At 62.0% G+C, this 14,575-nt stretch carries 13 protein-coding genes; 10 read left to right on the top strand and 3 right to left on the bottom strand.

Features of this window, described 5'->3' with window-relative positions; translation table 11 throughout:
• Positions 1–49 precede the first annotated feature (49 nt).
• Complete coding sequence (locus tag QE393_RS15270; protein WP_310044423.1) at positions 50–1,672, bottom strand: NAD+ synthase; 1,623 nt, start codon at positions 1,670–1,672, stop codon at positions 50–52.
• Positions 1,673–1,803: 131 nt separating this feature from the next.
• Here QE393_RS15270 and QE393_RS15275 point away from each other — a divergent pair, with 131 nt between their 5' ends.
• From QE393_RS15275 to QE393_RS15285, 3 genes are read left to right on the top strand one after another with little or no spacing between them, the layout of a single operon-like run.
• Positions 1,804–2,052 carry a PP0621 family protein gene (locus QE393_RS15275; protein ID WP_273806544.1) on the top strand — a complete coding sequence of 83 codons (249 nt, stop codon included), beginning with the start codon at positions 1,804–1,806 and terminating at the stop codon, positions 2,050–2,052.
• Positions 2,036–3,610, top strand: a complete 1,575-nt coding sequence (locus QE393_RS15280) for a PAS domain-containing sensor histidine kinase (RefSeq protein ID WP_273806545.1) — start codon at positions 2,036–2,038, stop codon at positions 3,608–3,610. The genes QE393_RS15275 and QE393_RS15280 overlap by 17 nt, the downstream gene beginning before the upstream one ends.
• 2 nt (positions 3,611–3,612) lie before the next feature.
• Positions 3,613–4,953, top strand: coding sequence for a sigma-54 dependent transcriptional regulator (locus tag QE393_RS15285; RefSeq protein ID WP_310044425.1), 1,341 nt, complete (start codon positions 3,613–3,615; stop codon positions 4,951–4,953).
• On the opposite strand, the gene thiO is transcribed toward QE393_RS15285, so the two are convergent.
• Positions 4,954–6,057 (bottom strand): glycine oxidase ThiO, encoded by a 1,104-nt coding sequence (gene thiO, locus QE393_RS15290; RefSeq protein WP_310044427.1) that lies wholly within the window; start codon positions 6,055–6,057, stop codon positions 4,954–4,956.
• Positions 6,058–6,152: 95 nt separating this feature from the next.
• On the opposite strand from thiO, the gene QE393_RS15295 reads away from it, so the two are divergent.
• From QE393_RS15295 to QE393_RS15325, 7 genes are all read left to right on the top strand, one after another.
• Positions 6,153–6,677: a GspH/FimT family pseudopilin gene (locus QE393_RS15295; protein ID WP_310044429.1), complete on the top strand. Its 525-nt coding sequence runs from the start codon at positions 6,153–6,155 to the stop codon at positions 6,675–6,677.
• A 105-nt stretch (positions 6,678–6,782) separates the two neighbouring features.
• Positions 6,783–7,262 (top strand): GspH/FimT family pseudopilin, encoded by a 480-nt coding sequence (locus QE393_RS15300; RefSeq protein WP_310044430.1) that lies wholly within the window; start codon positions 6,783–6,785, stop codon positions 7,260–7,262.
• Positions 7,259–7,762 (top strand): type IV pilus modification protein PilV, encoded by a 504-nt coding sequence (gene pilV, locus QE393_RS15305; protein ID WP_310044432.1) that lies wholly within the window; start codon positions 7,259–7,261, stop codon positions 7,760–7,762. The genes QE393_RS15300 and pilV overlap by 4 nt, the downstream gene beginning before the upstream one ends.
• Positions 7,759–8,784: a PilW family protein gene (locus QE393_RS15310; protein WP_310044433.1), complete on the top strand. Its 1,026-nt coding sequence runs from the start codon at positions 7,759–7,761 to the stop codon at positions 8,782–8,784. Before pilV ends, QE393_RS15310 begins: the two co-directional genes overlap by 4 nt.
• Positions 8,781–9,257 (top strand): PilX N-terminal domain-containing pilus assembly protein, encoded by a 477-nt coding sequence (locus QE393_RS15315; protein WP_310044435.1) that lies wholly within the window; start codon positions 8,781–8,783, stop codon positions 9,255–9,257. Before QE393_RS15310 ends, QE393_RS15315 begins: the two co-directional genes overlap by 4 nt.
• A 17-nt stretch (positions 9,258–9,274) precedes the next feature.
• The gene (locus QE393_RS15320; protein ID WP_310044436.1) at positions 9,275–13,141 is read left to right on the top strand and encodes a PilC/PilY family type IV pilus protein; all 3,867 of its coding nucleotides are present in this window, start codon (positions 9,275–9,277) and stop codon (positions 13,139–13,141) included.
• A complete protein-coding gene (locus tag QE393_RS15325) occupies positions 13,141–13,587 on the top strand; it encodes a type IV pilin protein (protein WP_310044437.1) in 447 nt (148 codons plus the stop codon). Before QE393_RS15320 ends, QE393_RS15325 begins: the two co-directional genes overlap by 1 nt.
• A 15-nt stretch (positions 13,588–13,602) precedes the next feature.
• On the opposite strand, the gene ispH is transcribed toward QE393_RS15325, so the two are convergent.
• Positions 13,603–14,547 (bottom strand): 4-hydroxy-3-methylbut-2-enyl diphosphate reductase, encoded by a 945-nt coding sequence (gene ispH, locus QE393_RS15330; RefSeq protein ID WP_310044438.1) that lies wholly within the window; start codon positions 14,545–14,547, stop codon positions 13,603–13,605.
• Positions 14,548–14,575 lie beyond the last annotated feature (28 nt).

The following is a 14,575-nucleotide window of genomic DNA, read 5'->3' on the forward strand; positions in this document are numbered from 1 at the left end:
AAGGGGAAGCCATCGGCTTCCCCTTTTTTATGGCGCCGGAACCGGCGACCTAGTCGCCGATCCGCCAGCCCGAGGTGATCGGATAGCGCCGGTCACGTCCGAAACCGCGCTGGGTGACCCGGGCCCCCACCGCCGCCTGGCGCCGCTTGTATTCGTTGAGATCCACCAGGCGCAGCACCCTGCGCACCGTTTCCTCGTCGAAGCCGGCGGCGACGATATCCACCGCCGAGAGATCCTGCTCGACATACAGGCGCAGAATCTCGTCGAGCACCGGATAGGGCGGCAGCGAGTCCTCGTCCTTCTGGTCGGGCGACAGCTCGGCCGACGGCGGGCGGTCGATGACGCGCTGTGGAATCACCTCGCCAGCTCGATTGCGGTACCTGCAAAGACGGAACACCAGGGTCTTGGGCACATCCTTGAGCACGTCGAAGCCGCCGGCCATGTCGCCATAGAGGGTGGCGTAACCGACGGCCATCTCGCTCTTGTTGCCGGTGGTGAGCACCAGATAGCCCTTCTTGTTGGAGATGGCCATCAGCAGGGTCCCGCGGCAGCGCGCCTGCAGATTCTCCTCGGTGGTATCCCGCCCGAGCCCGGCGAATTCGCCGGCCAGGGTCTCCTGGAAGGCTTCGACCATGGCCGCGATGGGCAGCACGCTGTAGCGCACGCCCAGCGTCCGGGCCTCGGCTTCGGCGTCGTCCAGGCTGATCTGGGCGGTGTAGTGGTAGGGCATCATCACCGCCTCCACCTGCTCCGCGCCCAGCGCATCCACGGCGACCGCCAGCACGAGGGCCGAATCGATACCACCGGACAGCCCCAGCACCACCCCCTTGAAGCCGTTCTTGCGCACGTAGTCGCGTACCCCGAGCACCAGGGCGTCATAGACGCTGGCATCCAGCGAGGCGACCGGGGCCAGGGCGGCCGGCTGCGGTTGCAGAGCCTCATCGAAGATGACCGGATAGAGTCCCTCGACGAAGGCCGGCGCGCGCTGGCTGACCTGCCCCCGGGCATCGACCACGAAGGAGTGGCCGTCGAACACCAGTTCGTCCTGGCCACCCACCTGGTTGACGTAGACCACCGGCATGCCACCCTCGCGGGCACGTTCGCCCACCACGGCCTCGCGCTCCGGCTGCTTGCCGCCATGGAAGGGCGAGGCATTGAGGTTGAGCATCAGCCGTGCCCCGGCCGCGCGGGCCTTGGCCATGGGTTCGGCGAACCAGATGTCCTCGCAGATGGTGACGCCAATGGGTACGCCCTGGTAATCGAACACCGCCGCACCGTCGCCCGGCTCGAAATAACGCTTCTCGTCGAACACCCGATAGTTGGGCAGTTGCTGCTTGCGATAGAAGGTTAGCTCGGCGCCGTCGCGATAGACCGCGCAGGCGTTGTAGCGGCGCCCCTCCTCGATCCAGGGAAAACCCACCAGCACATGGATACCGGCGATCTCCTGGCGGATCCGCTGCAGGCCCTGCTCGATCCGGCGCTGCATGCTCGAGCGCAGCAGCAGGTCCTCCGGGGGATAGCCGCACAGCGACAATTCCGGGAAGACGATGAGATCGCCGTGCAAGTCATCCCGGGCCTCCTGGGCCGCGGCGATGATCCGATCCACATTGCCGTGGATGTCGCCGACCTTGAGGTTCACTTGCGCCATCACGACGTTCAGCAGCTGACTCATGCACTCTTCCTTGCCCGATTGATCGGCGCATTTTCCCGCAAGCGGCGAAGCGGGACAATCGATGCCATGCGGGGCTCACCGGCTGCGGTAGCCCTGCTAAACTCCAGCCTCCTTCACGCTGCGAGATCGCCATGGGTCTGCTTCGCCTGCTGTTGTGGCTCGTCCTCCTGGGCGCGCTGTTCTGGATGATCAGACGCTGGTGGCGCGGCAAGACGCAGACGCCCGCCGCCAAGGCGCCCACGCTGCCGCCCGACGCCATGGTGCGCTGCGCCCATTGCGGCGTGCATGTGCCCCAGGCAAGAGCTCTGGCCGATGGCGAAGGCCAGCGCTGGTATTGCAGCGCCGAACACCGCCGGTTGCAGCATGAGCGCCGCGACTGATCCAGGCACCCTGAGAGCCGACGCGGTCCTGCGGCTCTATCACCTCTATCGCATCGTCATCGGCCTGGCGCTGGTGGTGCTGATCTCCAGCGACCTGGACCAGCACTGGCTGCGTACCGTCGACGGCCAGCTGTTCCGCCAGGCCAGCTGGGCCTATCTCGCCGTCAACGCCGTGCTGGCGGTCGGCCAGCGGCTGTTGCGCGGTCGCGCCTTCACCCTGGCGCTGATCGATATCCTCGCCCTCGGCGGCCTGTTCTTCCTGGCCGGCGGCATCGCCAGCGGCATGGGCAGTCTGCTGGTGGTGACCGTCGGGGTGTCCAACGTCCTGATCCGTGGCCGCCGCGGCCTGCTGATCGCTGCCCTGGCGGCCATCGCCCTGCTGCTGGCGACCGGCTATCTCGACCTGCGCCGCGGCGACAGTGGCAGTGGCTATGTGCAGGCTGCCGGCCTGGGCACCCTCTGCTTCGCCACGGCGCTGCTGGTGCAGGGCCTGGTCCGGCGCCTGCTGGACAGCCAGGCCCTGGCCGAAACCCGCGCCACCGCCGTGGCCGAACTGGAAGCCCTCAATGCCCTGATCCTCGAACGCATGCGGACCGGCATCCTGGTGTTCGATGCCGAATACCAGGTGCTGCTGGTGAATCCGGCAGCCCGCCGCCTGCTGGGCGTGGACGACGAGGACACCATCGCGCCCCTGGCTCTGGGGCTCGCCCAGCGCCTGGAGGAATGGGAGCGCAATCCCAGTATCCGGCCCGCGCCCTGGCGCGCCTATGCCAATGGCCCCCTGTTGCAACCCAGCTTCGCCCGTTTGCAGCAGGGCGAGGGCGAGCGGGTGCTGACCTTTCTCGAAGACGTCTCGCGCATCGCCCAGCAGGCCCAGCAACTCAAGCTCGCCTCCCTCGGCCGCCTCACCGCCGGCATCGCCCACGAGATCCGCAATCCGCTGGGGGCCATCAGTCATGCCGCGCAACTGCTGCAGGAATCCGAAGAACTGACCACGCCGGACCGGCGCCTGGCACAGATCATCCAGGACCAGTCGCGGCGGATGAACCGGGTGGTGGAAAACGTCCTGCAACTGTCTCGCCGCCAGCAGGCCGCCCCCCAGCTGATCGATCTGCGCTACTGGGCGCACCGTTTCGCCGGGGAGCTGCGCCCTACCCTGCCCGCCGGCCAGACGCTGCACGTCAAGACCGAGCCGGGCACCTTGCAGACGCACATGGATCCGCACCAGCTGGGCCAGATCCTGACCAACCTGGTGCAGAACGGCCTGCGCTACAGCTGCCAGAAGCACGGCATCGGCCAGGTCTGGCTCAGCACCTACCGCGATCCGGAAAGCGACCTGCCCATCCTCGAGGTGGTCGACGACGGAGCGGGCGTCGCCGCCGAGCAACTCGACCACCTGTTCGAGCCCTTCTTCACTACCGAAAACAAGGGGACCGGACTGGGCCTGTACATCTCCCGTGAGCTTTGCGAGAGCAACCAGGCCAGACTTGGCTATCATCCCTTGGCGAATGGCAGCTGTTTTCGCATCACCTTCGCCCATCCCCGCACAATGAGCTGAGCATGGCCCGACAGAAAGTCCTGATCGTCGATGATGAACCCGATATCCGCGAACTCCTGGAGATCACCCTGGGGCGGATGAAACTCGACACCGCCAGCGCCAAGAACATCGCCGACGCCCGGACCATCCTCGAACGGGAAAGCTTCGACCTCTGCCTGACCGACATGCGTCTGCCCGATGGCTCCGGGCTCGATCTGATCCAGTTCATCCAGCAGCGCTTTCCACAACTGCCGGTGGCCATGATCACCGCCTTCGGCAGCCTGGAAACCGCGGTCCAGGCCCTCAAGGCCGGTGCTTTCGACTACCTCACCAAGCCGGTGGACCTGCCGCGCCTGCGCGAGCTGGTAGGCACCGCCCTGCGGCTGTCCGGACCTGCCCCGGCAGCGGCCGGTGCCAGTGAAACCCAGCTGCTCGGCGAATCGCCGCCCATGCGCGCCCTGCGTGGCCAGATCGCCAAGCTGGCGCGCAGCCAGGCGCCGGTCTACATCAGCGGGGAATCGGGCAGCGGCAAGGAGCGGGTGGCACGACTGATCCATGAGCAGGGTCCGCGCGCAGGTCGACCCTTCGTCCCGGTCAACTGCGGCGCCATCCCCTCGGAACTGGTGGAAAGCGAATTCTTCGGCCACCGCAAGGGCAGCTTCACCGGTGCCATCGAGGACAAGCAGGGCCTGTTCCAGGCCGCCCAGGGCGGCACCCTGTTTCTCGACGAGGTGGCCGACCTGCCGCTGCCGATGCAGGTCAAGCTGCTGCGCGCCATCCAGGAAAAGGCCGTGCGCCCGGTAGGCAGCCAGCAGGAGATCAGCCTGGACGTGCGCATCCTCAGCGCCACCCACCGGGATCTCGCCGCCGAGGTCGCCGCCGGGACCTTCCGCCAGGATCTCTACTACCGCCTCAACGTCATCGAATTGCAGGTGCCGGCCCTGCGCGAGCGCCGCGAAGACATCGGTGCCCTGGCCAGCCACATGCTCGAACGCCTGGCGCGGGACTCGGGCCTTGCCCCGGCCACGCTGAGCGACGATGCCCTAGCCAGGCTCAAGAGCTACCGTTTTCCCGGCAACGTGCGGGAGCTGGAAAACATGCTGGAGCGGGCCTATACCCTCTGCGAAGGCGACGTCATCCGCCCGGCCGATCTGCGCCTGGCCGATGCGCCGGCGGCCACCGCCACCGGCGAAGCCAGCCTGGCCAACATCGCTAATCTCGAAGACCACCTGGAATCCATCGAGCGCCAACTGATCATGCAGGCGCTCGAAGAGACCCGCTGGAATCGCACCGCCGCCGCGGAACGCCTGGGTCTCTCCTTCCGTTCGATGCGCTACCGTCTGAAGAAGCTCGGCATCGACTGATCAGCCCGCCGCCAGCCGCGTGCCTGGCGCATAGGGCGCCGGATCGATGATCGGCGTGCGTTCGGTGAGCAGATCGGTCAGCAACTGGCAGGAGGCCGGTGCCAGCACCAGGCCGTTGCGATAGTGCCCGCAGTTGAGCCACAGGCCGGGCAGCTCCGGCACCGGCCCGATGAAGGGCACGCCATCCGGCGACCCTGGCCGCAGGCCTGCCCAGTGCCCCACCGGCGCCTGGCCGGCCAGCGCCGGCAGCAACTCGGCGGCCGACGCCTGCAGACTGGCCAACGCCTCGGCAGTCGGCGTCTTGTCGAATTCGGCGTGCTCCAAGGTGCTGCCGATGAGGATATGACCATCGCGGCGCGGAATGGCGTAGCGCCCCTTGGCCAGCACCATGCTGGTCAGAAAGCCCACCGGCTGGCGATACAGCAGCATCTGCCCCTTCACCGGCCGCACCGGCACCGCCAGCCCCAGGGTCTGCAGCAACTCACCACTCCAGGCGCCCGCACACACCACCACGGATTCGGCATGGATGGCCTCGCGCGCGGTCTGCACCCCCACCACGCGCTCGCCCTGGCGCAGGAAGCCGGTCACCGGCGACTCGCTCAATAGCGTCACATTCGGCATGCGCAGCAGGGCTTCGCGCAGGGAGCGCACCAGCCGGGGATTGCGCACATTGGCCACTCCCGCCATGAAGACCGCTCGTTCATAGCCTGGTCCCAGCACCGGCACCCGCTGCCGCACCTCCGCGACCGACACCGCCGCCAGCGGCCGCACATTGCGCCGCGCCCAGTCCAGCGCCTCGGCCTCGTCCTCCAGATCGAGCCAGTACAGCCCGGTCACCTCGACCTCGGGGTCCACCCCCGTCTCCTGCCGCAACCGTTCCCCCAGCGCCGGATAGAAATCCTGCGACCAGTGCGCCAGCGCCGTCACCGCCGGCTGATAGCGCCAGGGATACAGCGGCGAAACGATCCCGCCGCCAGCCCAGGACGCCTCCCGCCCCGGCTCACCGCGCTCGACCACTATCACCCGCCGACCGCTCAAGGACAGGGAATAGGCCGACATCAGCCCTAGCGCACCCGCGCCGACCACCGCTACGTCAAAGATCACGTCACACCTCTACATCCTGCAATTGACTGTTCCGCCGTCTTGGCGCAAAACGGCTATCGCGGCCAGGAAGGCCGCCTACCCACAAGGACGTCAACATGACCTATCGCATCTCGCGAGGCTTCAGCCTCTTCGAAGCCTTGATCTGCCTCAGCGTGCTGAGTATCGTCGTTTCCCTGGCCATTCCCGCCTTCGGTGGCATGCTGCAGCGCAATCGTCAGCAGCTCGCCGTTCAACAACTCAGGGAAACGGTCAACTTCGCACGGGCGGCCGCCATCAACGGCTCTGGCAGTGTGTCCATCTGTCATGCACCGGCAGGCGAATGCGACAGCTCGAACCTTTGGTCGGCCACCACGCGCGTCTTCCGCGACTGGGATCGCGATGGCCTTCAGTCAGCCGAAGAGCCCACTCTACTGATCAGTCAGCTCCCAGAGGGCCTGCACTGGCGCTGGAACAATTTCCGTACGCTACCTCATCTGACGTTTTTGAACAGTGGCGTGACCAACGCCCTGAACGGCAGCTTCATCCTCTGCCAGGGCACCGAGCCGCGCGCACGACTGGTCCTGAACAAGGCCGGACGGATAGAGACCGCGGATCTTCGCGACAGCGACCGCTGCGCCTGAAACCCTTGACCAGACACCTTCCCGTTTCGACCGGATATCTGCCGTACGCTGTTCCAGCCGCCCGTCATACCCCATGCTTGGCCTTCCAGCCCGGCGAAACCGACGATGCGTACCGAGTACGGCTTTACCCTGATCGAAACCCTGGTAGCGATCGCCATTCTGGCGATCGTGGTCAGCATTGCTGCGCCGTCGTTTACCCGCATGCTGCAGAGCAATCGTGCAGCTGTTTTGAGCAACGAGTTGCTGGGCACACTGCAAATCGCTCGTTCCGAAGCGCTAAAGCGGCGGACCAACGTTGTGCTGTGCCGTAGCATCGTGGGGAGCAATACCTGTGTGAACGGTACGGATTGGTCGTCCGGCTGGCTGCTAATGCAAGGAACTACTGTACTTAGGACCTGGGAGCCTCTTAGCGGCGCTACTCTCATTGGTCCCAGTGCTGGCATGACCTATCAAGGCAATGGTCTGACCACGCAGGTCAGTGGCGCTCAGGCAACATTCACGATTAGGACTACCTCCACCTGCAGCCGTACTATCCAGGTCAGCACGACCGGTAATGCCACGGTTAGCGCAGGTGGCTGCCCATGACCCGTCCCTTGCGCCAAGGCGGCGCCACCCTGATCGAGGTGCTGGTCGCCATGCTTATCCTGGCTATCGGCCTGCTTGGCCTGGCTGGGCTGCAAACCGTGAGTGTTCAGAGCAACCAGGGCGCTTACTACCGTTCCCAGGCCACCATCCTGGCCAATGACATCGTGGATCGTATACGAGCGAACCGGGTTGCCGCCCTGGCGGACAGAAGCATCTACTCGGCTAGCTTCCCAGCTTCGAGGGGTGATCGCGAGATCTCCGGCACTGTCGCCAAGCAAGACACCGATGGCTGGTTGAATGCCCTGGCTCTTAGCCTTCCCCAGGGCACGGGCAGTCTGAGTCTCGATAACAGCAACAACGTTATCGTCACCGTCTGCTGGAACGACCGCCGGGCAGCCATCAAATCGGCTCAGGCCGTGGCGGTGGCGAACGACAGCTGCAGCAGTCCAGCTAGCACTGGTAGCAGTCTCGAGCTCTTCACCTACAGGACACAGCTATGAGGACCGTTTCAGCACAACGCCAACGCGGTCTGTCCATCATCGAGTTGATGATCGCTATGTTGCTCGGGCTGCTGCTGATGGGCGGCGTACTCCAGCTGTTCTTATCATCCAAACGTACCTACCTAACCAACGCAGCACTGTCTCAGGTACAGGAGTCCGGGCGTTTCGCGCTCGAATTCCTCGCCTATGATCTACGCAACGCGGGCTATAGAGGTGAATGTCTTAGCCCGCTACAACCCTTGCCTACCACGCTCACCCAACAAGCCAACGGCCAAGACGACCTTCGCCTTGTCATGGGCGCAGGCATTCAGGGCTGGAGCACCGCGAGCAATGCCCAAAATCCAGCCAATACGCCTGCGTGGCTGACACCTATTTTCAACGCAAGGGCCAATGGTTCCGATGTGATCCTGCTCAAACACGCAGCGGACCCACCGGCTGGCGTGGTCATCAATGGATCGACGACTTCGCAGATTTCCACGGCTAGTGCGACTGGACTACCCCAGGGCAGGCTTCTCGTCATTGATGATCCGAGTGCATGCTTCTTGTTTGCCAATCAGAGTGGACCTACTGACAGCAATGTCTCCGTGGGAGGGAGCCAGAATTTTGGTCGACTGTACCGCACCACGGCGCATTTACTCCTCTATCAGAGCGCGGTCTACTTTCTCCGAGACAATGGCACGGGCGTCCCATCGCTCTGGAGACAGGTCTATAACGCGCCTAATCAGCCTGCGGAGGAGCTGGTCGGGGGCATTCAGCAACTACAGATCCGTTATGCAATGGGGCAGGTCAACGGCCAGATCAGCCTTGATGCAAACGGCCAGGCCTACCAGGATGCCAGCACCATCACTGACTGGCCGAGCGTGATCGCTGCCCAGATCAGCCTGATCGCAATGAGCAGCGCCACCAATGTCGTTGCGCCTAATCAGCAAGTTTTATTCAACGGCACCTTGGTGACCATTCCCAATGGCCGCCTTGCTCAGGTGTTCACCTTGACCGTCAGCCTGCGGAACCACCTGCCATGAATCCGCTCCCCTCATCCCAGCGTGGGGCGATCTTGATCGTCACCCTGGTAATGCTACTGCTGTTGACCCTGCTGGCCTTTGGCAGTATGCGCGGGACCACGCTTGAGGAACGCATGGCCGGTAACCTGCGTGATGAGAGCCAAGCCTTCCAGGCAGCAGAAATGGCTCAGCGAGCGGCAGAGGTACAGCTGAAAGGTATCAGCGTCGCGCAGTTGCAAGGGATGACCGCTGCTCAGACAACCACTCTGAATCCAATAGACCTACAGCCCAGCACCTACACCTTGGTCCCGTTGCCGGGAGTGAGATTCGTGGCTGCTGGCGAAAGTATCGACTCGACTGAGCCTAGCAAGGTCAGCGTCATACGTATCACCAGTCGCGGTCAGGGTGCCGCTCAGGATGCATCCCAAAGCAGCACTGCGGCACCCACTACCAGCTCGACCGTCAACATCAGCACCCTCTACATCAGGCGTTAGGTTTCGGAGAGCCTTTCATGTATCGATCTTCCGCATTCCATAACTACCTCCGCCCCTTGAGCTTTTTTGCCAGCCTGGCTCTGATCCCGCTCGTCCAAGCCGCTCAACCTGCGGTTTCCCAGACGCCCTTAGCCACCGGTGGCAACATTCCGGGCAGTCTAGCCTTGGTACCCTCGGTAGAGTGGCCAACCGTGCTTTCGGTCGCTAACCTTGGCAGCTATAGCTCCGCCAAAACCTACAGCGGCTATTTTGACTCCAACAAATGCTACCTATATACCTACGCCAATGCCGGCGGCCCCTCAGGTTCTTCTAACTTAGACAAAAGTTGGTTCCAGCCTAACTCCACCACTACCAACCGCCAATGCAGCGGAGCCAGGCAATGGAGCGGAAACTTTCTCAACTGGGTTGCGACCCCCACCGTTGACCCTTTTCGCAGCGCCCTTACGGGGGGCGCGCGCATCAGAGATACTACAAGTCTAACTGTCTTGCAGAAGGCCCGCCACGATGGCCAAAACGATGCAGGCAACCGCCTCAATTCAAACCAAGGATTGATTCCTCAATCTGAGATTGCCGGAGCTACTCCATTCGCAGCCGCGTGGGATCGACTGTATGTTCGACTCCAAGGACAAGGCTTCGACATGCTGTTTTCCTATTGGAATGATCGAATCGGTGGCGGGGGCTCTCAGGGAGAATTGCAGAGTGTTTGGACAGACCTTAACCCCAACGATACCTCAGGCCAGTGGAATGGAGACGCACTGAATAAGGACTACTACCCAAACAACAATACTCAACAACCAAGATATAGCGTCTATAGAGTTCGCGTCCAGGTAAAGGTATGTGACCCAAACATTGGACTGGAAAGTAACTGTAAGCGTTACTCCGCCACGAACTACAAACCTGAGGGCCTACTGCAGCAATACTCCGACCGACTACGTTATTCGGTATTCAGCTACCTCAATGACTCAAACTCACTCCGAGATGGCGGAGTGCTGCGTGCCAACCAAAAATTCATCGGCCCGTTCAATCCCGACCAAACTACCAATAACCGTGCCGAATGGGATAACACAACCGGCATCCAAAGCAGCAACCCCTCCCCTCTGGAGGCTAGCAATACGCTAGGAACCACTGGCATTACTAATAGCGGCGTCCTGAACTATCTGAACAAGTTCGGCTCGATGCCCTATGACAATCAAAACAACTATCGCGTCCTGAAAAGCTTCGACCCCGTCAGCGAGCTCTATTACACCGCCATTCGCTATTTCAAAAACCAAGGTAACGTTGCCACTTATAGCAATCTGACGGGAGATGCCGCCAACGGCTATGCACAGGCGGATGGCTTTCCCGTTGTTACTCAATGGGATGATCCCATTACCTATTCCTGTCAGAAAAACGTCATTCTCGGCATCGGCGATACCAATACCTGGAATGATAAGAATCTGCCCGGAGGCAATACGTCATCTGGCGGCGAGCCTGCGATACCTGCAGAGGTCACTGCGGATAAGACTGTGAACGTGGAAACCGTCACTCAGAAAGTCGCATCACTTGAAGGAATCACTATCAACACCCCTTTTACAGGTCGCGGTAACTCCGCTTATATCGCCGGACTTGCCTACGATGCCCATACCAAGGACCAGCGTAGCGACCTTAAGGGCGATCAAACGATCTCCACCTACTGGATGGATGTGCGTGAGAACCAGACATTGGCTGGGCGCGCGAGCAACCAGTATTGGCTAGCCGCCAAATACGGCGGCTTCAGCGTGCCCCAGAGCTTTTCTTCGAAAGATGCCACCAGCGCCAGCATCTCCGACAATCTCTGGTGGACCAGCGGTGACATCCTGGCCACTGGAGACAAAAGACCCGATAATTTCTTTGTGGCCAGCGATGCCCAGGCGATGACGACCAGCCTGAAGAAAGCCTTTGCCCAGATCGCCAGTGAAACCAGCACAACGAGTACCGCACTCGGGGCAAGTGGTACCGAGCTCAATACTGGCGCAGCCCTGTTCCAGGCCAGCTTCAGTCCAAAATACTGGAGTGGCAATTTGGTTGCCCAGGCATTCAATTCGGACGGCACCCTGAGCACGACCAGTACCTGGAGCGCCGCAACCAAACTGGACGCCCAAGATCTGGCTACGCGTAGCGGCAATATCTTTACCATCGGCGCGCCGGCCAGCGGAAGCCTGCTTGCCACAGGCGGACTCAACTTCAATTGGACCAGCCTGGACGACGCTGCCAAGGCGGCATTGCGTAACAATGGAGACGGCACCTCAGTCAGTGATGCCGAAGGCCAGCGGCGCCTGGCCTATCTTCAAGGTGATCGCAGCCAGGAAACGGTTGCCGTGAATCCCCTACGGAAAAGAGCTAGCCGCCTGGGTGACATTGTCAATTCCGACCCTCTATATATAGGCCAGCCAGATTACGGCTACAACCTACTGCCAGATGCCATGGGTGGCGGTCAAAAATATATAGATTTCCGCACAGGTAATGCGAGCCGCACGCCCTTCGTAGCCGTCGGCGCCAACGACGGCATGTTGCACGTGTTCGATGGTAGCCTCGGCACATCGGGCGGCAACGAACTCTTCGCTTATGTACCTCGAGGGGTCTTGAGCAACCTGTATCAACTGACTCGACAGGACTATAGCCACAAGTATTACGTAGACGGCCCTGCAGCCTCTTCCGACGTCTATTACAACAATGCCTGGCACACCCAGCTGGTAGGTACTACGGGTGCGGGTGGCAATTCCGTATTCGCGCTGGATCTGCCCGCTAATGGCCAAATGGCCAGTGCCAATGTACTCTGGGAATTCTCGTCTCCCGACATGCACTATCCTATTCAAAAGCCAGCTATCGTTGCCCTACCCAATGGCAAATTTGGTGTTATCGTCACCAGCGGCTTCAGCGATAGCGACGTAACCAACGGCAAAGTTTGGATATTGGATGCGAGCAACGGCCAAGTACTCAAAGCTTTCACCTTGACAACTACGGGCGGACTAGGCGCCCCCTTGGCCGTAGACTTGAACAACGACCGCATGGCCGACTCTCTCTATGTGGGCGATACAGTCGGCAATCTGTGGAAGTTCGATATCTCCAGCACCGACCCAAACAATTGGCAGACCCCCACCACCCCGTTATTTACTGCCACTACCGGCTCGAGCTACGGCAGCGTCCCCCAGCCGATCACCGCCCCTCTTAGTGCCGCACTAAATACCGACGGCAGAGCCATTATTCTCTTCGGCACAGGCAGCTATTATCGCGTCAGCGACAATATAATTCCTGCCCAGCCACGCCTGGAAAGCTTCTACGCCATCATCGATAGAGGCCAGACAGTCAACCGTAATCAGTTGCTCGAACAGCGAATCATTGCCCAGGGAGCGGTAGGTACGAGCCAGGCAAGAGCAACGAGCAATTTGGCTCTTGGCTCAGGCCAGGCGGGCTGGTTCATGGACTTGATCTGGAAAGCAGCGGCAGGAGGCACAGGCGCTTTGACGGGTGAAAGGGTAATAGCCAAGGCTTCGTTGCACGGCGGCGCGGTTATTTTCACCAGCCTGACGCCCTCCAGCGACCCCTGTACCGGTGGTGGCACCAGTTGGGTCATGGCGATCAACGCGTTGGACGGTAGCCGGTTCAACTACAGCTACTTCGACCTCAATAAAGACGGTCGACTCGACACCAGCGATTACCTTACCAACGGCAACCTGTCGATACCGGCCTCAGGGGTACTCAATGAGGGAGGAGCCTCCAAAGGAGTCTTTCTGGGTAACAAACAGACTGAGGGAACTGACACGATCTGCGTCTCTCAAGCCAATGGCGGGATAAAATGTAGTGTCATTCCGCAGGGCAACCGCACCTCTGGAAGAATGTCTTGGCGAGAGATCAGGAACCAGTGATGAAGAAATCTGCTAAGCCCCTGCAAAGAGGCTTCACCCTTATCGAACTGATGATCGTGGTGGCCATCGTTGGCATCCTGGCCGCCATCGCCTATCCGTCGTATCAGGAACACATACGCAGGGCTAACAGAGCCGATGCCCAGGCCTCGCTCATGGAGTTGGCACAGTTCATGGAGCGAAACTACACCCGCCTAGGACGCTACACCACGGATGCGGCCGGTACGGCACCCACCCTGCCGTTCGCTACCGCTCCCAAGGATGGAGGGCGGCCCGTCTATGATTTGAGCCTGAGTGCGGTGACGGCTACTGGCTACACCCTTCAGGCGACACCTCGTGCAGGCGGCCTCATGGCCGGCGATCGCTGCGGCAACTTGACGCTCGACAATGCCGGTTTGAAGGGCCAAAGCGGCACCGGCGCTACTACCGCCGACTGCTGGCGCCGCTAGGGCGCCAGCGACGTCCTAGACCGCCTTTACCCTGAGCTCTCGCGGCAGGGTGAAGGTGATGTGTTCCGGCTCGCCTTCCAGCTCGACTTCGCCGGTGGCGCCCCAGCTCTGCAACTGGTCGATGACGCCGCGCACCAGGACCTCGGGAGCCGAGGCGCCGGCGGTGACGCCGATGCGCTGCACGCCCTCGAACCAGCTCTGCTGCATATCCTCGGCGCCGTCGATGAGGTAAGCCGGGGTGCCCAGACGTTCGGCGAGTTCGCGCAGACGGTTGGAGTTGGAGCTGCTGGGGCTGCCCACGACCAGCACCACGTCGCTTTCCAGCGCCAGGGTCTTTACCGCGTCCTGGCGGTTGGTGGTGGCGTAGCAGATGTCGTTCTTGCGCGGGCCGTTGATGTGGGGAAACTTGGCGCGCAGGGCGTCGATCACAATGCGGGTGTCGTCCATCGACAGGGTGGTCTGGGAGACGTAGAACAGGGCTTCGGGGTTGCGCACCTCGAGCCTTGCCACGTCGTCTTCGTCTTCCACCAGGTAGATGGCACCGCCGGCACGGTCGTCGTACTGGCCCATGGTGCCCTCCACTTCCGGATGCCCGGCGTGGCCGATGAGGATGCATTCCTGGCCGTCGCGGCTGTAGCGCGCAACTTCCATGTGCACCTTGGTCACCAACGGACAGGTGGCGTCGAATACCTTGAGGCCACGCGCGGCGGCCTCGCGGCGCACGGCCTGGGAGACGCCATGGGCGCTGAAGATGAGGATGACGTCGTCAGGCACGTCGGCCACGTCTTCGACGAAGACGGCGCCCCGGGCGCGTAGGTTGTCGACCACGAACTTGTTGTGCACCACTTCGTGACGCACATAGATGGGCGGACCGAAAACGTCCAGCGCCCGGTCGACGATGTCGATGGCGCGGTCCACGCCGGCGCAGAAGCCGCGGGGATTGGCGAGCTTGATCTGCATAGGCTCCTCTGCCCGCTTCACGGGGCGG

This window comes from Pseudomonas sp. SORGH_AS_0211 (assembly GCF_031453455.1).
Lineage (GTDB): Bacteria > Pseudomonadota > Gammaproteobacteria > Pseudomonadales > Pseudomonadaceae > Chryseomonas > Chryseomonas aestiva.